The organism is Chloroflexota bacterium (assembly GCA_020161265.1).
Lineage (GTDB): Bacteria > Chloroflexota > Chloroflexia > Chloroflexales > Herpetosiphonaceae > Herpetosiphon.
Map to the genome: position 1 here is coordinate 878,997 of JAIUOC010000001.1, position 25,155 is coordinate 904,151.

The 25,155-nt window shown below is 46.7% G+C and carries 16 protein-coding genes; 2 read left to right on the forward strand and 14 right to left on the reverse strand.

Going from position 1 to position 25,155, the window contains the following annotated elements; all coding sequences use genetic code 11:
* Positions 1–58: 58 nt before the first annotated feature.
* The 8 genes from LCH85_03160 to LCH85_03195 form a co-directional block, all read right to left on the reverse strand.
* Positions 59–841, reverse strand: a complete 783-nt coding sequence (locus LCH85_03160) for a hypothetical protein (GenBank protein ID MCA0350973.1) — start codon at positions 839–841, stop codon at positions 59–61.
* A complete protein-coding gene (locus LCH85_03165) occupies positions 834–2,852 on the reverse strand; it encodes a beta-galactosidase (GenBank protein MCA0350974.1) in 2,019 nt (672 codons plus the stop codon). The genes LCH85_03160 and LCH85_03165 overlap by 8 nt, the downstream gene beginning before the upstream one ends.
* Positions 2,849–3,892 carry an ABC transporter ATP-binding protein gene (locus tag LCH85_03170; protein ID MCA0350975.1) on the reverse strand — a complete coding sequence of 348 codons (1,044 nt, stop codon included), beginning with the start codon at positions 3,890–3,892 and terminating at the stop codon, positions 2,849–2,851. Before LCH85_03170 ends, LCH85_03165 begins: the two co-directional genes overlap by 4 nt.
* 8 nt (positions 3,893–3,900) lie before the next feature.
* Positions 3,901–4,914, reverse strand: coding sequence for an ABC transporter ATP-binding protein (locus tag LCH85_03175; protein MCA0350976.1), 1,014 nt, complete (start codon positions 4,912–4,914; stop codon positions 3,901–3,903).
* Positions 4,862–5,866, reverse strand: a complete 1,005-nt coding sequence (locus LCH85_03180) for an ABC transporter permease (GenBank protein ID MCA0350977.1) — start codon at positions 5,864–5,866, stop codon at positions 4,862–4,864. Before LCH85_03180 ends, LCH85_03175 begins: the two co-directional genes overlap by 53 nt.
* A 10-nt stretch (positions 5,867–5,876) precedes the next feature.
* Positions 5,877–6,854 carry an ABC transporter permease gene (locus LCH85_03185; protein ID MCA0350978.1) on the reverse strand — a complete coding sequence of 326 codons (978 nt, stop codon included), beginning with the start codon at positions 6,852–6,854 and terminating at the stop codon, positions 5,877–5,879.
* Positions 6,855–6,939: 85 nt separating this feature from the next.
* Entirely contained in the window at positions 6,940–8,733 is a 1,794-nt protein-coding gene (locus LCH85_03190; protein ID MCA0350979.1) for an ABC transporter substrate-binding protein, read from the reverse strand.
* Positions 8,734–8,829: 96 nt separating this feature from the next.
* On the reverse strand, positions 8,830–9,915 hold the full coding sequence (locus LCH85_03195; protein MCA0350980.1) for a LacI family transcriptional regulator: 1,086 nt from the start codon (positions 9,913–9,915) through the stop codon (positions 8,830–8,832).
* A gap of 438 nt (positions 9,916–10,353) precedes the next feature.
* On the opposite strand from LCH85_03195, the gene LCH85_03200 reads away from it, so the two are divergent.
* Together LCH85_03200 and LCH85_03205 are read left to right on the forward strand one after the other, a co-directional pair.
* A complete protein-coding gene (locus LCH85_03200) occupies positions 10,354–11,328 on the forward strand; it encodes a helix-turn-helix domain-containing protein (protein MCA0350981.1) in 975 nt (324 codons plus the stop codon).
* Positions 11,322–12,659: a DJ-1/PfpI family protein gene (locus LCH85_03205; GenBank protein ID MCA0350982.1), complete on the forward strand. Its 1,338-nt coding sequence runs from the start codon at positions 11,322–11,324 to the stop codon at positions 12,657–12,659. Before LCH85_03200 ends, LCH85_03205 begins: the two co-directional genes overlap by 7 nt.
* Here the strand turns inward: LCH85_03205 and LCH85_03210 are convergent.
* The 6 genes from LCH85_03210 to LCH85_03235 all read right to left on the reverse strand — a co-directional run bounded on the left by LCH85_03210 (position 12,651) and on the right by LCH85_03235 (position 25,125).
* A complete protein-coding gene (locus tag LCH85_03210) occupies positions 12,651–14,009 on the reverse strand; it encodes a beta-glucosidase (GenBank protein MCA0350983.1) in 1,359 nt (452 codons plus the stop codon). The genes LCH85_03205 and LCH85_03210 overlap by 9 nt on opposite strands.
* A 393-nt stretch (positions 14,010–14,402) precedes the next feature.
* Positions 14,403–15,062 (reverse strand): endonuclease III, encoded by a 660-nt coding sequence (locus LCH85_03215; GenBank protein ID MCA0350984.1) that lies wholly within the window; start codon positions 15,060–15,062, stop codon positions 14,403–14,405.
* Positions 15,063–15,239: 177 nt separating this feature from the next.
* On the reverse strand, positions 15,240–16,235 hold the full coding sequence (locus LCH85_03220; GenBank protein MCA0350985.1) for a hypothetical protein: 996 nt from the start codon (positions 16,233–16,235) through the stop codon (positions 15,240–15,242).
* A gap of 40 nt (positions 16,236–16,275) precedes the next feature.
* Entirely contained in the window at positions 16,276–18,369 is a 2,094-nt protein-coding gene (locus tag LCH85_03225; GenBank protein ID MCA0350986.1) for a DUF262 and DUF1524 domain-containing protein, read from the reverse strand.
* 75 nt (positions 18,370–18,444) lie between these two features.
* Positions 18,445–21,669, reverse strand: coding sequence for an Eco57I restriction-modification methylase domain-containing protein (locus tag LCH85_03230; GenBank protein ID MCA0350987.1), 3,225 nt, complete (start codon positions 21,667–21,669; stop codon positions 18,445–18,447).
* 93 nt (positions 21,670–21,762) lie between these two features.
* Positions 21,763–25,125, reverse strand: coding sequence for a phospholipase D-like domain-containing protein (locus LCH85_03235; protein MCA0350988.1), 3,363 nt, complete (start codon positions 25,123–25,125; stop codon positions 21,763–21,765).
* Positions 25,126–25,155 lie beyond the last annotated feature (30 nt).

Below are 25,155 nucleotides of genomic sequence, written 5' to 3' on the forward strand. Positions count from 1 at the left end.
TAGTATTTCATGGCAATTGATGCAACTCTTCAGTGGTGTTTTTGACCTTAGGACTTTGCTACAATGCCTCGCGCAAGCGCCACCAAGCCTCACCAGCTGTAGCCGCTTGGCGTAAGCTAGCAATTTTATCGGGCGCAACCAACCAAGCTTCAAAGGCGGCTCGGCTACAGATTAATGCTGCTGCCGCTGGTACACCGCGTTGTTCGAGCAATTGCCATAGCTGCTCCAAACCAGTTGCGCTCAATTGTGGTACAGTCTCAGTCGCATAGGCATCGAAGGTTGTCACATAGGCGACTTGTCCATTGCGCAATTCAGCAATCAGGCCAATCGCCAGTTGTTCGCCATCAAATACGCACAGTGCAATGCCTGCCTCTGAGCCAAGTTGGGCCACAAATTGCTCGATGCCACGATAGGTCCAGTGGTTCCAATGGCCGGCTGGCGGCGGAACCGTGACATAGCCTTGGCCATCGCCCCAGAGCAACGAATAGACCAAATGATAGTAAGCTGGCATGCTTAGGCTGCGTTGCTCTGGTTGTTGAGCTTGCTTGGCAACCTCGGCCAAATGCTGCTTGCTAATCACATGCACCCGATCCCAACGCCCTTCGCTCGCCAACTCTTCGGCCAATACTTGGGGTGTGGTGGTCAAATTGCCAGTAATTTCACGTTGCACATGATTGTTACTATCAACCGCTCGTAAAATGTTCTGACCATCGTGGAGCACATATAAGCCATGTTCGCCAGGTCGCGCAGCTTGGATGTATTTGCCAACCTCGATAAAGCGCCCAATATTGCGCCAAGTAATTGGGTCAAGATCCAACACCTGCCAAAAACGATCAATCATGCTGCACCTCGACAATTGCAATCGTGTAGGCTGCTAGGCTAATCGGCTGCTGTTGTTGGAGATCAGCGCCAGCGAATGCTCCCCACAAGCTGGTTAACCGCACAGGATGGGCAAAATCCAAGCTTGAGTTAATCGTTTCAGCGGTTGGGTTGGCTACAAACAGAATTTCGCGGCCTTGGTGGCGATGGCTGGTAACCGCCAATTGAGGGTTTTGAGGCCGCACTGGCAAGCCTGCTGCAACTTCGGCACAAAAAGCGCCTAGTTCGGCTTGGCTCAGCAAGCCCAAATGGCCACTGCCCAAGGCAACTTGGCGTTTGCCCGCCAATTGATCAGCTAAAATCGTGCAGGGCTGGAAATATTCGTCAAGGGTTGGCAAGGTCGGGCCAAGCCAAACGGTTGCACCAGCTTCGGCAGCCTGCAACAAACGCTGTTGATCGGCGCGGCTCATCCAATCGACACTTTGAGCAAACACCAATTTATAGTCAGCAATTCGTGAACTGCGCAAATGGCTATCGCTCAAATCGTAGTCGATATGGTTGGCATCGAGCGTGCTCCGCAACGAGCCATACCAACTTTGCGGATGAAAATCATCGCTTTCAACTTCGAGATCGCTGCTAAAACCCAAATCTAATTCGACTCGATTTAATCCTGGCGGCAGGCCGAGTAAATCGACATGGCCATAGTGCAAGGTTGAAGTGGCGGCCCAATAGCGCCCAAGATCATAGCTGAGCAGCACTAAAACCTCAGGTTTACGCTGGAAGTTCCACCATTGTTGCTGTTGCAAAAAGCCCATCAAACGCTCAAAAAATTGCGCATATTCAGGCCGATAATCGCCATGACGCGTGATTGGGCAGGCCAACCAACGATCGCGCTCGACCAACATATAGAAATTGAAGGCTTTAATCCCATACATCAAGGCCGCTAAAGTGACAAATTCTGCTTCTTCAGGCCGTGGCGTGAGCGCATGGTGAATCCACAGGCCGCTGCCAAATTCAGGGATAAACGGCAGACGTGTGGTGCCAGCCATATAGCGCACCAAGGTAATCGCGCCATCAAAGCCTTGTGGTTGGCGATAATAGTTGATCCCAACCCAATCGACATGGCCGTTGGCTTCCATGGCATTGATATCGAGCGGCGTGCGATATTGAAAAGCTACATCGTGGAATAATGGCACATCAACCACGCCACGCTCACGCAGCATATCGGCCATGGTCGCAACAATCCAATTAACATGCACTTCTTTGTAGCGCACCCAATCGAGGTGAGCCACTAAATCGGGGCGACTGGCGATATCGGCATCGCGCGGCGCAACTACTTCGCTAAAAGTAGCATAGTTGGTCGCATAGGCTTGATTCAATTCCTCGATTGCGCCATATTGCTCAGCCAACATTGCTTGATACAAGGCCAACGACGAAGGGCTGTAATCGGTCGCATAGGCCTGCTCATGAAACATATAGCAGGTTTCATTATCGCTTTGCACCGCGACAATTGGCCCATGCGGCGCAAGTTGCGGCACAATCACTTGGCACATGTGGTCGAACCACACGCCCACGGCGGCCAAATATTCAGGGCTGGTATACGATGGCACAGGAAATTGATGCGGTGGATGCAAACCCGCTGCCAAGCTCATATGCATGGTATCCAGCGCCGTGCGAGCTTGCATCGCAGGATCATCCAAAATCCATTGGGGAAAGCCAAAGTCGGTCAATTCAGCATTGATCAATGGCCCAGGCCGCGCAATCAGCCAGATTCCCCGTTCATGGCACAAGCGCATAAAGGCCGTGAGATCCTTGCGTGGATCGATTTGGCCCCAATCGTATTGACCGGGAGCGGTTTCATGCACACCCCAAGGAATGTAGGTTTCGATCATCGAAAAGCCAAGCGCCTTGGCTTGGTCGAGAATATAATCCCAGCGGTCGCGCTCTAAACGCCAATAGTGGATAGTGCCGGAATAAACCGGCACTTCCTGACCATTGACTGCAAGACCGTTGGCAGTCAGCGTCACGCTCATGCCGCAGTTCCTCCACTGCCCTCACCATACAAATGGCAACGAACCCAGTGATTTGGGGCAATCGTTTGTACATCGGGCATTACTTTGCGACAAACATCCTTGACTTGAGGGCAACGTGCCGCAAACGGGCAGCCAGGCGGCGGATCGATCAAGGAAGGCGGCTCACCACGGGCGACAACTTCACGCTGGCCAAGCGCAACTTCGGGGTTTGGCACGGCGGAAAGCAACAATTTCGTATAGGGATGGGCGGGGTTGCCGATCAACTCGTCACTATCAGCACCTTCCATCATTTGGCCTGCATACAACACCATAATCCGGTCGGCAAAATAGCGGGCGCTAGCAATATCGTGGGTAATGTAGAGATAGCCAATCCCGATCTCTTTTTTGAGTTTGGCCATCAAATTCAAAACGCCAATCCGAATCGAAACATCGAGCATCGAAATTGGTTCGTCGGCCAGCACAATTTCGGGATCGACGGCCAAAGCGCGGGCAATTGCTACCCGTTGGCGTTGCCCACCAGATAACTCGTGGGGATATTTATTGGCAATATCGGCTGGCGGATTCAGGCCGACCGTCGCCAGCAACTCATGCACTCGTGGCAACAAATCGCTGCGCCGCTCAACTTTATGATGAATTTGCAACGGTCGCATAATGTGATGCGCCACCGAGTGGGTTGGATTCATCGAGCCAAATGGATCTTGAAAAATCATCTGTACGCCGCTGCGATAGCTCAGCGAAGCACCGCGTTTCTCAGTTTGCAGCACATTTTGGCCACGGAAGATAATCTCGCCACTGGTTGGCTCCATCAAGCGGGCGATCAAACGGGCGGCGGTGCTTTTGCCGCTACCTGATTCGCCCACGACCGCCAACACCTCGCCACGCCGAATTGCAAATGACACATCGGTTAAGGCATGGACATGTTTGCTGCGAAACAGGCCGCCCACTGGAAAGCGCTTGGTCAAATTGCGCACTTCCAAGACCACCGGGTCGGGAGATTCAGCTAATTTCCACTGCTCAGCAGTTAACACAGTTTTGGTCATGATGCACCTCAGTACAAGTGACAAGCCACAAAATGGCCTGGTTCAACTTCGCGTAGGGTTGGTTGTTGCAGTGAACACTGAGCAATCGCCTTGGGGCAGCGTGGGTGAAAGCGACAACCGCTTGGTGGTTCGAGCATATTTGGCGGCGAACCAGGAATCCCAGTTAGGGTTTCCTTGGGGCCAACCAAGGCAGGGAACGAAGCCATCAAGCCTTGGGTGTAGGGATGCATGGGCTTGTTGAATAGCTCGTGGGCAGCAGTCATTTCGACAATCTCGCCAGCATACATCACACCGATGCGGTCGGAAAACTCGACCATCAGCGATAAGTCGTGGGTAATAAACAAAATCGAGAAATCAAGCTCTTTTTTGAGATACTCGATTTGCTGCATAATATCTTTTTGCACCACCACATCAAGCGCGGTGGTTGGCTCGTCCATAATCATCAACTGTGGTTTGAGTGCGAGTGCAACCGCAATCACCACCCGTTGGCGCATGCCGCCGGAAAGTTGATGCGGATAATCATCAACTCGCTTCCCATCGATCCCCACAATATCGAGCAATTCGGCGGCACGATCTTTGGCCTGTTGCTTGGTCGTTTTAGGTTGATGGCGTTGGATCACATCGATAATCTGCTCGCCAACGGTCAAAACTGGATTGAGCGCATTCATGGCGCTTTGAAACACCATCGAAATATCGCGCCAACGGAACGCTTCGAGGCCTTCCATATCCATTTCAAGCACATCATCGCCATCGAATAGCACATTGCCACCAGTAATCACTGCGGGCGAATGCAAAATCCGCATAATGGCGTGAGCAATGGTCGATTTACCGCTGCCCGACTCGCCAGCGAGGCCAAAAACCTCGCCTTGGCCGATGCTAAACGAAACGTTGGAAACAGCTTGGACTGGGCCGCGCAACGTCTGGTATTCGACCGATAGGTTCTGAACATCGAGCAATGGCTCAGCCGCACTACTTGCGGATGACTGGGGTGACAAGGACGTTGGCACGGGAGCGCTTGCCATGAGTGGTCTCCTTTTCGGCACGTAAGCGAGGGTTGGTAATTTCGTCAAGGGCATAGTTCAGCATGGTTAAGGCAAAGGCACACAAGGCAATACAGATCCCAGTTGGCACGAATGTCCACCAAGCTCCGGTCAAGATGCCAGCATTATTTTGCGCCCAGTAGAGCATCGTGCCCCAGCTGGTTGTGCCAACATCGGTCAAGCCAAGGAAGGCCAAACCAACATCAGCGCCAATTGCATACACCGTCGAACCAACCATGCTCCCAACAAACACCGAGGACATATTTGGCAAGACTTCGCTAAACAAAATCCGTGGAGTTCGTTCGCCGCTCACCACCGAGGCCGCGATAAAATCTTTGGCCCTGAGCGAAAGCACCTGCGAACGCATAACGCGGGCTGGCCAAGCCCATCCGGTAATGGTCAGCACCATCACAACGGTCACCGGCCCTGGTTTGAGAAAGGCCGCAAGAATAACCAACAATGGCATGCCCGGAATAATCAGCATCACATTGGTCAACAATGAGAGCAAATCATCAACCCAACCGCCCAGATAGCCAGCGGTCAAACCGATAATTGTGCCCAAAATTGTTGAGGCAATGCCGACACTCAGGCCAACCGTGAGCGATAAACGCGACCCCCAAACCAGCTGGCGAAACACATCTTGGCCTTGACCAGTTGTGCCAAGTAAGAAGGTTTTGCCGCCTGGAGCAGGCTTATCAGCGATCCAAGCTGGGGCCAAGTGGGCACGGCTTTCCATCTTTTTGGGGTTGCCTGGGGCAATCCATGGGGCTAGTAGGGCCACCATCACAAAGAAGAACATAATGCTTACGCCGAGCATCGCCTTGCGATTACGCAAGAATGCTCGTAGCAACGGCCAATGCGCCAACCATGGACGGCCTGTTTTGGTAGTTTCGGCTGCCTTTGAAGCCAAGGTTTTCTCCGGTGATGCTTGCATGGCACAACTCCTAGCGTCGAGTGCGTGGATCAAGCCACACATACAATATGTCAACCAACAGATTGGCCCCAAGCACCGCAAACGTAATCATCAAAAACAAGCCCTGCATCAATGGGTAATCCAAGTTGCGAACTGCTTGCAACAGCAAATAGCCTAAGCCTGGATACGCAAAGATAATTTCGGTGAGCAAGGAGCCGCTGAGCACAAAGCCAAGTGCCATCCCAAACGAGGTAACATTGGGCAATAAGGCGTTGCGAGCAGCATAACTAAACATAATTCGTTGTTGCGATAAACCCTTAGCCTGCGCCATGGTGATGTAATCCTCGGAGAGAATCCCAACCATGGTATTGCGCATGCCAAGCATCCAACCGCCAATCGAAGCCAGCACAATACAGCTTGCTGGCAAAATCATGTGCGAGATAACACTCTTTATAAAGGTGAGGCTGCCCCAATCAACCGATAGTGCATCGTTATAAGCATGTCGTAACGGGAACCAGCCTGCTTGAAATGCAAGGAAATACAGCGCAATCATCGCTAAGAAGAAGTAGGGAAATGCGCCGATAAAGGTTAGTAAGGGTGGAGCAACCGAATCGAGGATACCATTACGCCGCCAAGCGCCGATAATCCCCAAAACATTGCCCAAGAAAAAACTAATCACGGTGGCTAAACCAGCCAGCAAGATAGTCCACATAAATCCAGTTGAAATAACCGTGGTAACTTGGGCAGGGAAAAAGTTGATTGAGATACCAAACTCTCCGCGACTCAAGCTTCTCAGGTAGGTAAAATACTGTTCGAGCAAGGGAGCATCGCTTAGGCCATAAGCTTTGCGCAACGAATCGATTTCTTCAGGGCGAAGTTTGCCTTGAAAACGGGCGAAGATAGCCGAGGCTGGGTCACCAGGCATAAGCCGGGGTAGGTAGAAATTGACGGTAAGCGAGACCCAAGCCGCGACCGCGTAAAAGCCCAGCCGTCGCAACAAGAAACGCATGGTTCTTCCTTTCAGGGTTTCGCGCCTGGGTCGGGTTGGTGCTGGAGCCGTATTGGCTCCAGCACACGACCAAACCAGACACTGCTTATTTTGGTTTGATGTTGGTCAAGAGGATCAAGCGGTCGGGTTGAGCGAACGATGAAAGCAAGACATATGGGTTTTCTTCGTTCGGGAAGTTGGTAAAGCGTTTGGTGTTGTATTCACCCCAATAGATGTTTGGCATAATTGGGATAGCTGGGGCTTCTTGAACAAAGATCATCTGAATTTCGTTCATGATTTTCTTTTGTTCGGCTGGGTCTGAGGTTTTGACAAATTGTGAGTACAATTCATCGACCTTTGGATTGCCATAGCGGTGCCAGTTGTCGCCGTTGGCTTCGCCAATTGGGGTATCGGCGGTTTCACCTGACATCAAGCCACGATAGAATTGGAGTGGGGTTGGGGCATTGTTGCTCCAGCCAATCGACATATCAAACTCGCCCTTTTGAACTTTATCGAACCAAGCGCTAAAGTCGTAGGTACGGGTGGTGGCGTTGATCCCGATTTCTTTCAAGCTTTCAGCAATGATTTGGTCGGTGGTCACCCAGTCGGTCCAGCCAGAAACCACGTTGATATCGTAAACCATTGGCGTGCCATCGGGCAATACGCGAATCCCATCAGCGCCACGGGTCAGACCAGCAGCATCCAACATTGCATTGGCTTTTTCAACATCAAAGTTGACCCAATCGCCAGCGGCAACGGCTTCAGGGTTCTTCCAATCAGCAAATGATTCAGGCAAACCAGTTGCATCTGAAGGTGAGTTGTAGCTGTAGGTAGCGATTTCGGTAATTTGTTGGCGATCAAAGCCCATGCTGATCGCTTTGCGCACGTTAGGATCGTTGAATGGAGCCTTGGTGGTGTTCAAGAGCAACATCACTGGCGCATTGACTGGTGGGAACCAGTAGTGGTTGTTTTCAGGATCTTTGGCGACATAGGTATTTTCAACATCAGGAATGAAGTTGCTAGCCAAGTCGTTTTCGCCGTTGATCGTTGCCAAGTTGGCGGCATCGTTGCTGGGGTAGGCTGGTTGGCGAATACCATCGATGTATGGTTTGCCAGCTTGCCAGTAGTTTGGATTCTTGCCAAGTTCCCAGATTTGGTCTTGGAAGCGGATGATTTCGGTGAATGGACCGGTTGCAACTGGAGTTTCGTTGGTGAAAGTCACTGGATCAGCGATCTTGCTCCAGATATGTTCTGGCACGATCATTTGATGGCCAATATCATACAGTGCAATCGTTGAAACTTCGCTGAACTTCACGACAACTTTGTTGCCATCGGCGGCGACGCTATCGATGAAACGCATTGCAGCGCGGCCATTGCCTTGCAGCTTTTCGTTTTCTTTCATCAAATTGAGGGTATAGGCAACGTCTTTTGAGCTAAATGCTTCGCCGTCTGACCACTTCACGCCATCGCGGATGGTGAAGGTCAACTCGGTGTTATCGCTATTCCAAGCCCATTCGGTGGCGAGCCATGGCTCGATTTTACCGGTTGCAATGTTGTAAATAAACATTGGCTCGTAGATCCCGGCGGCGGTTGGCCAGCGGTTATCACTTGCAAATGGGTTGAAGTTGCGCACCCAAGTTGATTGTTGTTGGTCTGAAACCGTCAAAAATACTTTGCCATCACTGCTCGTGGAACCGGTATCTGTGGTTGCCGCAGCAGTTGGTTCGGCGGTTGGATCGGTGCTGCCCGTGGCAGGAGCTTCTGTTGCAGTAGCGGCTGGGGCGGTTGTACTTGGTGCTTGAGTTGCTTGTGGTGTGAGGGTTGACGCATCACCACATGCGGCCAACATGCTGGTAAAGATAATAACCAGCAACATCAACGCAGGAAACCGTAGCTTCATGGTGGATACCCTTTCTGTATGCGATAGATCGTTCTATCCACACACCCGCGCTGCTCAGTGGGCCCTACGTCACAGGCGGGCGACAACTTTGTCGCGTTACACGTTCCGAGGAACGTCGCACGATTGGCGAATAATCAAGGTAGTTGGCAAAATGGTACGCGCAATCGGTTGCTCAGGATTATTGATCCGAGCGAGCAACATTCGAACAGCTTCGCGTCCCAGTTGTTCTAATGGCTGGGCGACCGTCGTCAATGGCGGTGCTACCTGCGAGGCTTGCGCAATATCGTCAAAGCCAATCACCGAGATGTCACTTGGAATCCGCAATCCGGCATCGCGAACCGCTTCCATCACCCCAAAGGCCATGACATCGTTCGAGGCAAATATTGCTGTTGGTGGCTCTGGCAGCCGCAACAGGGTTTGTGCCCCCGCATAGCCTTCCGGTTGATAATAGGTTCCTTCATACACGAGTTGTGGATCGGCTGGCAAACCATGGTCACGCAGCGCAGCTTGATAGCCACTCAGGCGATCTTGCGAACTACGCATATCCATCATGCCGGTTAGAAACCCAATCCGTCGATGACCAAGCTCAATCAGATAGCGCGTGGCATCGTAGCCACCCTGCCAGTTGGTAGTAATCACCACTGGAGTGCGCTCGTCAAGCCCTTGATGATCGATCAGGACATAGGGAAAGTTGGTCTGATCAAGGGTTTCTAGATAGGCCTCAAGGTTTTCTGGCAAAACCAAGAGCAGCCCATCAGTCATGCCCTGAATCAAATTGTTGACGTAAATCCGTTCTTTGATTTTGCGGCGATGGGTGGTATAGAGCATCAGATTGTATTGAGCTGCACTAAGCGACTCGTCAATCCCTCGCACAATTTCACCCATATAGCTTGAGCCAAGATCGCGCACCAACAACCCAACTGCATATGAACGCCCACCAGCCAAACTTCTGGCCTGCTGGTTGACGACATATCCCAAGCTTGTAATCGCTTTCAGCACCCGTTCTCGCGTATCCGATTTAACATATTCTTTGTTATTGACCACTCGCGAGACAGTTGCATACGAGACACCAGCTTCACGCGCCACATCCATAATCGTGGTGCTGCTGAGGCCATTGCCATTCGGGCGGCGGCCTCGGGGCGTTTTTAGGGTTTGGGTTGGTTGTTCGAGTTTTTTGCTCATTGCGTTGTTGCGCCTTTGCATCTGCGAACTGGATTGTGAATTGTAAGCATTTACAGAACGATTGTGGGGTTTTGCACCTAGAGAGGCTTGTTCGGTTTTTTATTCTTGCAAACGCTTACAGAAATGATTGTAAACGATGCAATATACTTTCGTCAAGTAGGCTGAGATAAGTCAAAAGGCAAAAGGCAAAAGGCAAAAATGGGCTAGGATTTAGGGATCAGGGGCCAGTAGTCAAGGTTCAAGCATGTGGCACAGCAAAATAATCATACAAATCTGTGGCAATCTGTGGCTAAAAACTTAACCTTCGTGCGCTTCGTGTCCTTCGTGGATCAAATGGCCAAATCCGTCCGCTGATTGGCACGATTAAGCCTTGTAGTAAGGTTTATCGCTGGTTATGCTTATGGCCAGATTCTACTCAACTAGCTCGAAGGAGTTGCCATGCAGGAATCGATCAGGCCAATCTATGTATTGCTCTTGCCGCATGTGCAATTGCTCGATTGCGCTGGCCCAAGCCAAGTGTTTTTTGAGGCAACGTTGCAAGGCGCAAACTATCAATTAATATTTTGTGGTATAGATTCAGTCGTCACCAGTGCTCAAGGCTTGGTGCTGCAAACGCAATCAGGCTTGCCTGAAATCCAACCAGAAGCCACGATTTTGATTCCTGGGGTGCAACTCGATTATTATGCCGATCTCAGTACTCCAATCGATCCAAAGATTACAAATTGGCTGCGGGCTAGCACCGCTGCTGGCTGTCGAATTGCCGCAATTTGTAGTGGCGCATTTGTACTTGGTGAGGCAGGCCTGCTCGATAACCGCCCATGTACAACCCACTGGTCAGCGCTAGAATTATTACAACAACGCTATCCTAAAGCCCAAGTACGCCAAAATGTGTTATATATTCAAAGTGAGCGGATTATCACCAGCGCTGGAATTAGCACCGGCATTGATCTGGCCTTGGCGCTGGTTGAACAAGATTATGATCCGTTGTTGGTAGCGAAAATCGCCCGCCAATTGGTGCTATATCTGCGACGCAGCGGCCAACAAACCCAGCACAGCATCTATCTGCAATATCGTAACCATCTGCATATCGGCGTGCATCGGGTTCAAGACTATCTTGCCGAGCATTTAGCCGAAACGATCAGCCTTGAACAACTGGCCGCAATCGCTAAATTAAGTGTTCGCTCACTCAATCGGGCATTTCGCACCACACTCGGCCTAACACCCATTAGTTATCAACAACAATTACGTTTAGAGCTAGCCGCCAATTTACTGCACAACCCAGCATGGAGCATTGAACACATTGCGCAGCAAGTTGGGTTTAGCGATGCTCGCCATTTTCGGCGGCTTTGGCAGCGCTACTTTGGCACAAATCCCACCCAATCTCGCCATACTCAGGAGCCAAATCTATGCTAAAACGTCAGCTTACGCGCCTCGGTTATTTGCTGCTAGCTTGTCTACCCTTGCTTTTAGCCGCCAGCATCGGTAGCTATTATTCAATGCAAGTAGCGATGAGTATTCGCGCCGATCAACCCAGCATTCAATCACAGCCAACAAGTTACGATGCCCAAAAACCAACCGCCGTGATTGTGCTTGGCAATACGGTTAGCGAAATTACCGATGTGCTCGCACCCTATGCATTATTAGCCAAAACAGGCTTGTATAATGTCTATACCGTGGCTGAAACAAGCAGCGTGCGCAGCCTCAGCGGTGGGCTTGATCTGCTGCCTGATTATTCTTTTGCAGACCTTGCAACGTTGCTCAAGCAACCACCAGCGCTGGTAATTGTGCCTGCAATTACTGAAATTCAGGCCAGCCAAAATCAACCAGTTTTGGCATGGCTGCGCCAACAATCGCAAGCAGCCAGCACGGTAATGTCATGGTGTACTGGGGCTGAGGTTTTAGCTGAAAGCGGCTTGCTCGATGGATTGCCAGCAACCGCCCACTGGGCCGATCTTAGTAGTTTGGCCAAGCGTTATCCTCAAGTTAAATGGCAAAATAATCAACGTTATGTCGATACAGATCAACAAATTATCACCACAGCTGGATTAACTTCAGGAATCGATGCAACTCTGTATTTCTTGCAAAAAATGCATGGTGCAGATGTAAGCCAACGGCTGGCTCAAGCAATCAATTATTCAGACCAAAGCTACCTTGAACGTGCTACGATGCAGCCTTTCAGCATAACCCCAAGCGATAGTGTTTATCTGCTGAATGCGGCGTTCTATTGGCCCAAGCAAACGCTGGGCATTTGGCTCAGCCAAGGGGTCGATGAACTAACGTTAGCGGCTTTTTTCGATGTTTATACAGGTTCGTGGGTTTACGATTTTCGGACAATTGGCGCAGAGCCAAATATTCGCTCAGCTCATGGTTTGCAATTCATCCCACGTTATCAAGCAGCAGATACGGGTGTCGATAGTTTGATTGGATTTAGCCCAGATCAACAAGCCCAAACTTGGGCAAACCAGCAGCAAGTCGCCTATCAGCAGCTTGATTTAGCGCCACAGAGCAATGTTTTTGAGCAGGCGCTTGTCCGATTTGCGATAGATCAAGACCAAGCTAGTGCTCAATTTGCAGCCAAACGCATGGAATATCGCCAACCATTAACGTTGCGTGGGGCAAGCTGGCCATGGCGCACATTGATAGGAATTGGAATTTGGGTAGGGGTCGGAATTGGGGCATGCTATGGGTTGCGGCGGATCAGCAACAAACGCAAATCCGCCGCTAAGAGCCAAAACTTAGGCTAAAACTTCCAATGGCTGCACGGCATTGGCTTTGACTACGCGGCTATACCAATGGGCGCTAGCCTTGGGGATGCGTTGTTGGGTTTCGTAATCGACCCAAATCACGCCGAAGCGTTGGCTATAGCCTTTGGCCCACTCAAAGTTATCCATCAACGACCAGACGAAGTAGCCCGCCAATGGCACCCCAGCAGCAATTGCATCGGAGCAAACGCTCAGGTGATCGTGCAAATATTGGGTGCGACGGGTGTCGTTGACTTCGCCATGCGCGTCAGGGCCGTCGTTGTAGCTGGCACCATTTTCAGTTACATAAATTTTGCCTGGGTTGTAAGCAAAGGCTAAGCGCTTGAGCAAATCACCTAAGCCTTGGGGATAGACTTCCCAGCCAATATCGGTATATTCGGAATCTAGTTTGGGCGCGGTGCCAGTTTTAGGATCGTGAATCACCGCCCGACTGTAGTAGTTTACGCCCAAGAAATCGGTGGTTGCGGCCATGGCCTTGAAGTCGCCATCGTGGACAAAATCGAGGCCATTAGGCAAGTAGCCAAGTTCAGTGTAATCGCGCACCATATCAGCAGGATATTCGCGGCCATATACTGGGTCGAGGAACCAACGATTGAAAAAGCCATCAAAGTGGCGGGTTGCATTCAAATCTTCGGTGCTGCGTGAAGCAGGCATGGCTGGCGTAAAGTTCAGCGTGATCCCAACGCTGGCCTGTGGCACGTTGCGTCGAATCACATCAACTGCCCAGCCGTGCGAGAGCAAAAGATGATGACTGGCCTTCAAGCCGTCATTCCAATTTTTGCGGCCTGGAGCATGTTCGCCAATTTGGTAGCCGAGCAAACCGGCACACCATGGCTCGTTGTGGGTAATCCAATCTTTGACGGTATCGCCCAAGGCCCGACTGACCGCATCGGCATATTCAACGAAGGCTTCAGCCGTAGCCCGCTCAGGCCAACCGCCAGCATCTTCGAGAATTTGCGGCAAATCCCAGTGGTAAAGCGTTACAAATGGCCGAATGTTGTGTTGTAGCAATTCATCGACCAAGCGTCGATAAAAATCGAGGCCAGCCTGATTGACCGCACCACGCCCATTGGGCAACACGCGCGGCCAAGCCACCGAAAAACGATAGGCTTGCAGGCCCAAACGCGCCATCAAAGCAACATCATCACGATAGCGATTGTAATGATCGCAAGCAATATCACCATTGGATTGATCTAAAATAGCACCTGGTTGTTTACAAAAACGATCCCAAATCGATTCGCTACGGCCATCGGCAAACGCAGCGCCTTCAATTTGATACGACGATGTGGCGGAACCCCAGAGGAAATCGGAAGGAAAGGCACGCTGAGTCATGCCGGAGTACTCCTTGCAAACATGCTTTGTCTGCATACTCTAGCTACATTGCCCCACGCCAACCATTGTACGGTAGGTTGCGACGCTTGGCAATGCAGCTTTTGGTTTGATATCGCTTAAAACCCATATTTGGAATCGGTTTCAAAGCAGATTTTAGCAGGTTTCGCGTATTTTCACAACAATCGCGCTAGCAAAATGATTAAAACATGCTAGCGCTGGTAAGAATATGTTTTATTGACGAACAAACTGCTTGGAGCGACGCATTTCTGCTGAACGCAATCGTTTTTGTTGATCACATTCGGGTAAATTCTTCAACTATTCGAGGAATCAGGGCCACGGATCAGGCTATTAGCACAAGCAACCAATCCCCAACCCCCGACAACCGATCCCCACTTATGATCCTTGATAAAACTCGCAAATCTCGGTTAATGGGCAGCGTTCGCAGGCTGGGCGTTGGGCATGGCAAATTTGGCGGCCATGCAACAACACGCTGACATGAAATTGATACATTTGATCAACTGGCACAGCCGACTCAAGCAAATCGTGGGCAGCATCGGCAGAAACTTTAGGCCCGATCATGCCAACCCGTTTGGCCACCCGATGAATGTGGGTATCGACGATCATCGCAGGCTGATTGCAGGCAAAACAGAGCACACAGCCCGCCGTTTTGGGGCCAATGCCCGGCAGTGCAGTCAGCCAAGCTCGCGCCTCGTGCAAACCTAGCTCGCGCAGAAAATCGAGGCTAAATTCGCCGCGCTGCTCCAAAATTACCGCCAAGGTGTTTTGAATCCGCGCCGCCTTGATTTTAGCCAACCCACCAACTCGAATTGTTTCCTCTAACTCGCTTGATTCGGCGTTGAGCACTGCCGCCCACGTTGGGTAGCGCCCTTTGAGTTCGCGAAAAGCCCGCCCACTGTTGCGGTCGGAAGTATTTTGCGAAAGAATCGTCAAAACCAATTCATCAAGCGGATCACGTTGAGTATGCAAGACGCGTGGACCAAAACGTTCACGCAATATGTGCAACGTTTCAAGCACTTTCTCAGGGTTGAGCATCACTATTCCTTCTAGCTATCGTTTTGAGTGAGTAGAGAACCAACCTTTGTATGCCGTAGCCCGCCGCAGTGGGCGAGCCAGTTAGGTGTGAGGGAACATGATGCGCTTCTAACCTCATAAACCATTATAACTAAGGACTGAAAAACTAGTATGCATCAAAATCACCAACATGGAACGCTATATTTCGCGGCGAATTACATAACTCCCGTTATCAATCCGCTCAACAATAATAGCATCACGTTCTAGCGCTTTGGCAAAATCCTGGCGGTAGGTGGGATGCATAGCGTTGACAATTTCATCCTTCATTGCCTCAATTGTTTGCTTGGTAAAGTCAAGATGCATAACCGAAAGATTCGATACGACCAACGGGAGATCATAATCGTTTGTCATGGTTGGCTCTAATAAAAAGGTCATTCCATCGTGCTTGATAATGCTCGTGCGCATCGCTTCAACCAAATTTGCATGCACAAAATTGTTCCGCAGCGCACGAACTGCTTTATATTGAGCATAAACTGCAGTATCAATCGGGATACGGTCACCGCTAAAACAGATACAATAGATTGGAGCCATCGCGATTTTTGTATCAATCGGCGATTTAATCGCCGGTTCACGAGTATCTTTACTATCCCGAATCGCAGGTTTGAGATACAGATCATATAAAATATTGAGTAAACCCTCAAACGCTGAGAGGAATTGAAAAAAGGCCGAGCGACAAAGTGTATTACCTTGCTGACTCGACCGTAGATCCTTTGCCAATGCCAAAAGTTCCGCCCCGGTATCCATATACACACGATATGGATTCTGCAGCATTACAAGATTACTTGACTTTGAATCTCTTTTAATCGCAGAATCCTGATTATTCCGTGCTTTATTAAAGATTGTTTTCAAACTTTCATAGATCGCTTGGGCTGTTGCAACAAGTTGGTCATCAGGATAAATAATCAATGTGCAACCATAGAGTTTCCAATCGCTGATCCGCAGAAATGCATTTGGAGCCTCAAGTTCGTAGCTCCATTGACTATTTTTGCTCAACGCTGCATTTGGCATTCCAAATTGGGCCTTGAGTGTGGTATACATGCTGTATGGCTCAATATGATCAATCGCAAACGTATAGGATTTTCGTTTTAAGGTAATTGGATCGATCAAGACGGGTTTTAAATCTAGTAAATCCATAATATATCCTTATCCCAAAAAAATATTATTCAACACTGTATCAAAGTTCATTATTATGATAATTAAAAGCTTGTTGAATTAATTCCATCGCATAATCAAGATCTATTAGACCTGTAACACTGTATTCTACGGTCGCATTACCCCAATTTCCAATTCCAGTTGTATTTCGGGCACGTTGTTGTGGATCATGCAATTGGTCAAACGGAACCCGTAATCCAATCCGTAGGCGACTTTTTTGTGGCTCAACAACACAGAAATTAACATCGAGCTTGAAGGCAATATATAAACGGGTTTGCTCTTCTTGAATGGCCGCACTCAAATTAAAAATTCGCTGGCGCAGCTCATTATAGCATTCGCGCCAGATCTCTTGTAAAAATTCCGACCCGATAGTGCTTCCTGCTTGCTCACGTATCGCAACCGGAACACGCTCGACAGCTGTTGGATATGACCATACACTACATGCAGCCTGTGCCAGCCGTATTGCACGATCTTGAATCGCTCGTTCATCCCAATGCGTCAAGCTCATCAAATCACGATTGAGCATACCGCCTGTATTCAGAAACCCCCCTGGTGCACGTTGTTTATCAGTAAAACTGGCCTGCTCATCAATTGGTTGCTGAACCAAAGAAAGATTAATTAATCGATTAACCACACTGCCTTGAATTGCTTGCCACTCAATCCCCAATTCACTTTGCCATTCCATAGTTAAGGGGTTAGCCGTTGGAACAATTTGGGTTACGCTCAAATTCGAAAGATCATGGCTGGATTCAGGCGATCCCATATGAATGCTATAGAGCAAGTAATTACGGTTACGAAAGTTATTGATGTCTTTGGCAAGCAATTCACGCCGAAATTCTTCATCGTTGGGGAAGCGTCGATAACTATCTTTATCCAGTAAGGCTGCTTCAAGCCGTGCAATAAATGAGCTATCGAGGTTCAACGAGAAGCGGCTGAGCAAATGAGGATTATCCATATCGCGTAATAGGTTGGCAAAGGTTTTATTAAGTGAATTGGTTGGAATACCACAAATAGCGCGTCGAAATACATAGCTTTGACTCAACCGCACGATATACACCATCTCACGCTGTGATAAACGATGAGTTTTATACACCCGCATACATTGCATCAAAAATGGATAAGCAACATCAACTCGTAAAATATGCATATCCCGAATCGCGGCATCAAGTTCACGATCATTGGTTGTAGCAAAATTAAGATCAGCAAAGTACCCAGAATATGCGCCAATGTCGGCCACAACCTCTTTAACATTGAGATTATTCTCGGTCATATAGCGCTTAAATTCATCGTAGACATCTTCGATGTTTGGAATGCGCCCAAGTTTGATCGTCAAGTAGTCGCGCATAAACCGATTAAAGCGGGCCGAATAATCGCTCTCAAAGCGTTGTTCCATTGGATACCAATAGGCCTTATACATCGATGATTGATCGTTATGGTTTTGGCCCATCAAAATATAATTGCGAATCAAATCAGCTTGAGTTAGTTTCAAACCAGTCGAATTTAAACTTTCAAAAATAAGTTGAGGATTATCTTTATCCCGTTCAAGCGAGATTTCAACCACAATAATCCGTTTGATTGCCTCAAAAATTCGTTGAAGATTGGGGGCATTGCGCACACGTTCAAGAAAATAGCGGTAGTTTTCTTGAATTCGGAGCGAGGCATTAGAATGAAACTCTTCGCGATTAACCACATTAATCAATGCTGATTTATCGCTTTGAGTTAAGAGTAATTTATAATGACGATCTTCATCTTCATCATTATTCCGCAAATAATAGTTATAGAGCTTCTTACTAGTTATTTCAACTGGCTCATTAACCCGCTCGTCAATCACATTAGCTAACGCAGCTAATAACAACGAGAGTGTCGTTAATCGTTGTTGTCCATCAATAACTAACAATTGAGGAACAACACTTTTGCTATATTGATCGTCCTCAACATAGACCACTGAGCCAATAAAGTGACCCTTGATGCTGACATCTTGGGCTAAGCGCTCAATATCCCGCCAGAGTTGTTCACATTGTTCACGTGTCCAGCTATACGTCCGTTGATAGATCGGAATCACAAATTGTTTTGTGCCATTGAGGAATTCAAACAATGCGGTTTCTTTGGCTTTCATGGAAAATTCCTTAAGCTAAGAGGATGTTCATACCTGGCAGCATCAATCTATGTACACCGATTGAAAATCAAGCAATTATTCTTCTTCGCTATCACCGCCCATTCGATACTTAATATCATAGTTAATAATATAATCAAGTTCTTCAGCAGTAAATCCATAGCATTGGGACAATAAGTAATCAATACTATCGATGATGTGTTTCGCCTTGGAAACATCAAAATTAATCTCGTCAGCACGAATAATATCACCTCTTCTCTCTCGCATTTTTTTATTGGAATAGTATATATTCAATAAATCTCTAGAAATATCACAAAATAATTGATTTTTACCAAAAATATCAAATACCGGAAACTCAAAAACCTCTCTAGAAACAACATCCATACAGTTTGAATTTTGTATCCAAAACCAATAAAACAACTGACTATTCAAGATACATAAAACGACATCGATATTTTCTCTATCTACTGAGATAGGTTTATAGTGTGATGATAATGAGTTCAAAATAGCCTTACGCCAATATCTTCCTCCAGAATGATAAAAAACTTTTTGGCCAGATTTATTCTCAAAAAAGCCAAGCTTCTTAGAAAACGAAATCATTTTATTAATTATACTAACTTCCAAATTATTCCCTATTTTAGGAAAATTATTACTCAATCCATCAATATTATCAACTTTTACATAATTCAATTTATCAAATATATAATCTCTACTACCATTAATGCCATCATTCCATCTTATATAATTAGTACTATATATGCTTTGAGTATATTTTTTTGCTAAGATAGTAATCGAAAGATTCATATCAACGCCGTTAAATAACTTACCAGGGCGAACAGCATAGTTACTATTCCAAGATGTAAAATTTTTATAAATATCTTGAAGGCTTTTCATTGATTCAGTTGATATCGAGGCAATTGGAACAATCATACCAAGCCGAATATCTTTATTAACTAAGCAAATCGATCTTTCAATAGCAAAAGCATATAGATTATTAGCTTTTTCTGTACGATATTTTAAAATCGTATATCCTTTTCGTACTTTAGGATATGCAACATACGGAGGATTACCAATAATAACATCAAATCCGCCCTTATCTTCAATAATACTGTAGAATTCTACAAACCAATGGAATGGCTTATGGGTTGAAAGCCAAGTCGAAAAATCATCAGCTTTTAATGGGTTTACACGATACTCTTGGGCCAAGTAGTCATTTAAACTGCCGTTGAGTTGATCTAATGCTATACGCAGCCTTGCCTTGGATTGAGCAATATTCAGGATGCTTAAATCATCACCCGCTTGCGCAGTTCGAAAGGCATGATAAGCAGTATTGGTCATTTTTGCTTGGGCTAAAATACGCTCTTTAGTATTGGACACATCCATTTTGCTATCAAGCAATTCTTCAACTTCAGCATAACGAGCAAAGCCCACTAGCGTATTTCCAGCTCGAATATTAAAATCAATATCAGGTAATGGTTCTATCTGTCTGACCGATTCTGCTTGAGCCATTAATTTGAGGAACAAACGTAATTTACAAATTTCAACCGCTTCTTCCATAATGTCAACACCATATAAATTCTGTAAAATAATCGTTTTTAGAATAAAATACTGTTTATTAGGATGTTTTTGGCGATTATTCATACGAGCCAAGACAGCAGTAAAAAATATTGATGACTCTGCATCAAGTGATTTTTGCAGCATTTCTTGCATCCGATCTAAACATTGTTCATAGAGTGGTTGTAAAATATTCAGTGCTGCAAATAAAAATGCACCAGAGCCACATGTTGGATCAAGTACCGATAACGATTCAAGCGCCGTATATATCGCACGAAGGGTTGGAGAATGGTCGCACAAAGCAATCACATCACGGGCAAAGCTAATGATATCGAGATTATGGGTAATCAAATCGTTAATCGAAGTAACTCTACCCAACTTAATTTGTAATTCTATATGTTGATACTGTTGACGACGAGCAATATGCTCGCGCCACGTCTCGGTTGGGAGAGCAAACTCTTTGGTAGCAGGTTTATTCCATAGGGTTCGTTGCTGAACATTCTTAAGCCCACAAGCAATCTCTGTTGGTAAATCATGCTTAACACCATAACGGACGGCCTCATAAATATATGCATCGGGATTACGTTTCAAAATATCCCATATCCAACCATCCACAGCAAAAGATGGCATAGCAGCATTAACCAAGGCAGCCCGATCAAAGATTGCAGGGATAATTGTATTTTTACTGATATATTCAGTAATATCCTCTTTGGTATAATAGGCGCCCATCTGTTTTCGGTTGATATATTTTTCAAAAATATAGCCTAGAACATCTGGATTAATCTCATTATCGTCATTTGTAAGCCGATCATCAAGATGCCATTGATAGCTATCAAAAAAAATAAATATTTTTTCAAAAGCCACATCAGGAATCCGAATAATACGATTTTCAAGCTCCAATTGATGAATATCAAATAAGCCGCCATTTAAGTAGGGTACATCCCCGATTAACGACTTTATTGGAGATGGATAGCTTGGTTTGCTTAAGCCATCATGGAATAAAACTAATAAAAATTTATTATAAAAGTCATAAAATCCCTGTACACCTGGAGTGTAATTTTTTTTAATTTGGTTCAATTTAGTCCGCAAATAATTAGGATCACCTGCTAAAAACCCCTTTCGTTGAATAAAATACAGGAACATAAGGCGATTGAGCATTAATGATGTGTACCATTTTCGACTTTCTTCATCAAGAATACCCTCAATATCTTTCATAAAATTATCGTGGCGTTCTTCAAATAATTTATAAAATTGTTTCGTAACTTTTTCGACATCAAATGCAGATCTTGTTCGCTGTGCCATATCAGTAATCGATAATCTGCCTTCTTCGCTGATATCAACGTATAGTTCGGCTAATCGCTGAATGAGATCATCGTTCGTTCTGCCTCTAGTCCAAGTGAATGCTCGCGGACGACGAATACCATTATCGGATTTTACCCACATCCAAGTTTGGCAGGTTTGAGCAGGATCGATAAAGACCAAAATCCGTTCTTGCGAGAATTTAGCTACTTCGCTATCAAGTTTCAATCGGATCTTAAGATCGGGGATTGATAGATTCGCATCAGTATTCTCACACAACAATAAGCGTAAGCCTTGTTTATGGGCGATTGGTTTAAGTATAAACGTTCGATCATCAACTGCCAGCAACACAGCTGACTCATTTAAAATACTCCAACCCAACTCATCGCGAAGAGCTACAAAGTTAAACGTATTTAGTGCATTGCGTATCTTAGATTGATTAGCAGGCATAAGATGTCTCTCCAAGCTAGATCATTACATTATGAGTATTGGATCAGCCACTGGCATTACATCGACACTACAGCTCAAACAGAAGATTCCTACTTAACGATCCCATATCCCTAGTGAGCAAATTAATCGTGGTTCTCGCACATCATCATCATCATGAATAATACAGAGACGGTTCTCATTTCGCAGCGCCATGATCAATTCAGCGAGAGCTTGATCACTAATTCCTGCTCGAAGTTGACGATTAATACTATCCAAGGCTGTTTGACGCAGAGGATAACGATAGATGTCATCAACAGCGCGGGATAACTCTGTCGATTCAAATATCTGCCCACGAATACTATCTGTATAATGTTTCAAGCGCTCATACGTGCGAAAACGAGCACCAGTGGTTCGGCCTAAGCCACCACCAACGGTTTGTTCTTCATAGGTAATATGTTCTACACCAGCCTGGACTAAGCTATGATGCTGGATATGACGACTAATAGCAGGGGTATTAGGCGAGCAGGCAGCTGCTTGCAAAATCGTCAACTGTGACTGGGTTATATAGCGTTTCGCTTCATCAACCCACGCAAGGGCATCATTTCCATTAGCCGTCCGTAGATAAACTAAGACTCCCGACGGATAAGCAGGAAGTGAATTAAATGAACGGCTACTATAAATCACGTCTGGAAGATTCGGAATTAAGTGGTTGAGGCCAGGATCATTATCTATAGCATTTTTCCAAATTTGATAGGCATACGACACTAAATCAATCTCACCTGGATCATCATCGCCATCAAGCACCGCAGCATTTTCGCTATAGAGATCGAGCAAAGATGTATCATTTTGCTCATCTTCAAAAAAAGCCTCATCGCTGCCCATAACTTCGGCATTTTGACGTAAGCGATCACGCACTCGTGCCCGTAACTTGAGAATTCGCTCAATTCCATCCGCTGGTAAGAACGAATAGCAGAGAATTTCTTGAGCAGTTTGACCGATACGATCAATCCGTCCTGCTCGTTGAATGAGTCGAATAATTGCCCAAGGTAAGTCATAATTAACAATAATATGGGCATCTTGAAGATTTTGGCCTTCACTCAATACATCAGTAGCAATCAGAATCCGAATTTCATCGCTAGGTTGCAACAGACTAATACCGTTGCTCTTAGGGCTAAACCGTCGGATCAACATCGTTGCATCAACTGATCCACCTTTGATCGTCGCTACTTGTTGGATACCCGCTAAGTGTAATTGTGCTTTGAGATAGTCAAGTGTATCGGCAAACTGGGTAAAAACAAGAATTTTCTCGTGGGGGTGTTGACGTTCGATTAAATCAACCAACTGCTGGAGTTTTCGATCATGCGCTGGAATCCATTGCCCACAATGAGTCGCCACATAATGGAGACGTTGGATATCAGCCATTAGCTGGCGTTTCAAATCACGGCTAAAAAAGCTCGGACGAACCCACTTAAATTGATTATGATAGCGGGTTGCATACGCTTGATACAATACGCTAGCACGCTGGCGAAATCGCAGAGGACTCCACAGGTGATCAGGCTCTTCTAGGAGTAAGACTGGATCATCATTCGGTGTCGTAATATCATGATCTTGATCATGTTGGCTTGAATCGAGCAAGGCCGCGCTTTGTGAGCCAAGCGGAATCGCACGATTCTGATCGAGCGCATGTAACACAATATAATTGCGCAGAATATGACGCTCAATTGATTGTAAAAATGCTGGCCCGCCACTTTCCAAGCGCTTAAAAATATTCGTGCGACTAAACCCGCGTAGCCGATTGCGAGCACGACGCAAATCCTCGATAATTGCAAGCTCACTCGCCGATGGATGCTCAGAAAACGATGAGCGAAGATACATTCCAAGCGCATACCGAGGAAGCGTTAATTCATCGATGGCATCGACAACCAACGGATCAAGCAAGCGTGAATAGCCATTATTAGGATCATCAGGATCAATATTGAAGCGTAGTGTCCGTGGGATGCGTTGGGGGAAAATCGTTTTGTTACCATTTGAAAACTGTAAAAACCGTAAGCCTGTTTCGACATCAAGAACAGCATAGTTTTGTTTGATGAAGGATCGTGTTCGCCGAACCAAGTATCGGCGCATCAATTCACGCCAGTCATCAGCATAGGTGCTTTTTTCAAAGGCTGCAAGGGTTGAAGGCGATCGTTGATGCAGTCGCGCAAAATCTAGCTCACCAATCTCACGCAGCAACATTTCAGGCCGAATTCCAAGATCTTCATCTTCATCAAGAAATAATCCCAATTGGGCTGACAGATCCCGATATTGTTTGTTATAGGGTGTCGCTGATAACAGAATACACTTGCTATCGCTCTGTTGAATATAGGTTTTGAGCGCCTTATAACGTTGCCCTTCAGGATTACGCAAATTATGACTTTCATCGATCAACACCAAGCGATAGCGTGCTGGAATCGTCTGCATTTCGGCTTCAGTTACCCGACTTAAGGGCAGCACCCGCGCTCGCAAGCCATAGCGTTGACTATAAGCGACCCACATATCTTCGAGATGTTTAGGGCAGATAATTAACGTGCTATAGCCATAACTATCCTCCATCATGCGAGCTAAGGCGGTGGCCATCATCGTCTTACCCAAACCCACCACATCGCCGATGAGCACTCCACCTCGTTGTTTGAGATGACGAGCTGCAATTTTCACGGCTGCTGCCTGAAAATCGAAAAGTTCCTGGTTCATATCAAATGGGATAGAAAATTCGGCTAAACCTGCGCGAGCTTCCTGCGATAAATGATAAATCATCTTCAAATAGACATGATAGGGAGCAACTGTTGATCCTCGTGCCCAACTTTCATCAATAATCGCCGCCAATTCTGCTGAAATATCAAGACACCAGCGATCATCCCAAAGTTCATCAAACCATCCTTGTAATTTCTCGCAAGTATTTGTTTCAAGAACATCAAGATTCAATTCTGTTTGGGTTACCAAGCCAGCAAACGTCAAATTACTGCTACCAACGTACCCAATAAATGGATTAAGTGGATCAGAAACTTGAAATAAATAAAGCTTCGCATGTAGGTTATGACGCAAAAACAATTTAATCACAACTTTGCCTTCTTTAAGTTGGCGGCTCAGCTGACGCAAGCCCGCTTCATCGGCATTATTGGGAGCACCCACCATTAACTGTTGACGAAACTCCTCAGCCATTTGTTGTTTCAAGCGCACAATTCGCGACTGATCCATCCCAAGATTGGGAACAAGACTTAGGGCAGCGCGAAGTTCATCACGGGGTGCAGACTGCATCCCAATGAGAACTCGGCAACATGAATGCTGACCACCAGACCATTGATCTATGCGATCAGCAATCATTCGCCATCCTCGCAAATTAAAATAGCCAATACAAAAATCAGCCCGAAGCGCTGAATCAAGTGTAAGCAGCAGTTGGTCAAGAAACTGTCGATGCATATTATCAAAGATATCAGGCATATGGTATTCCCACGACGAAGGAACGGCTTA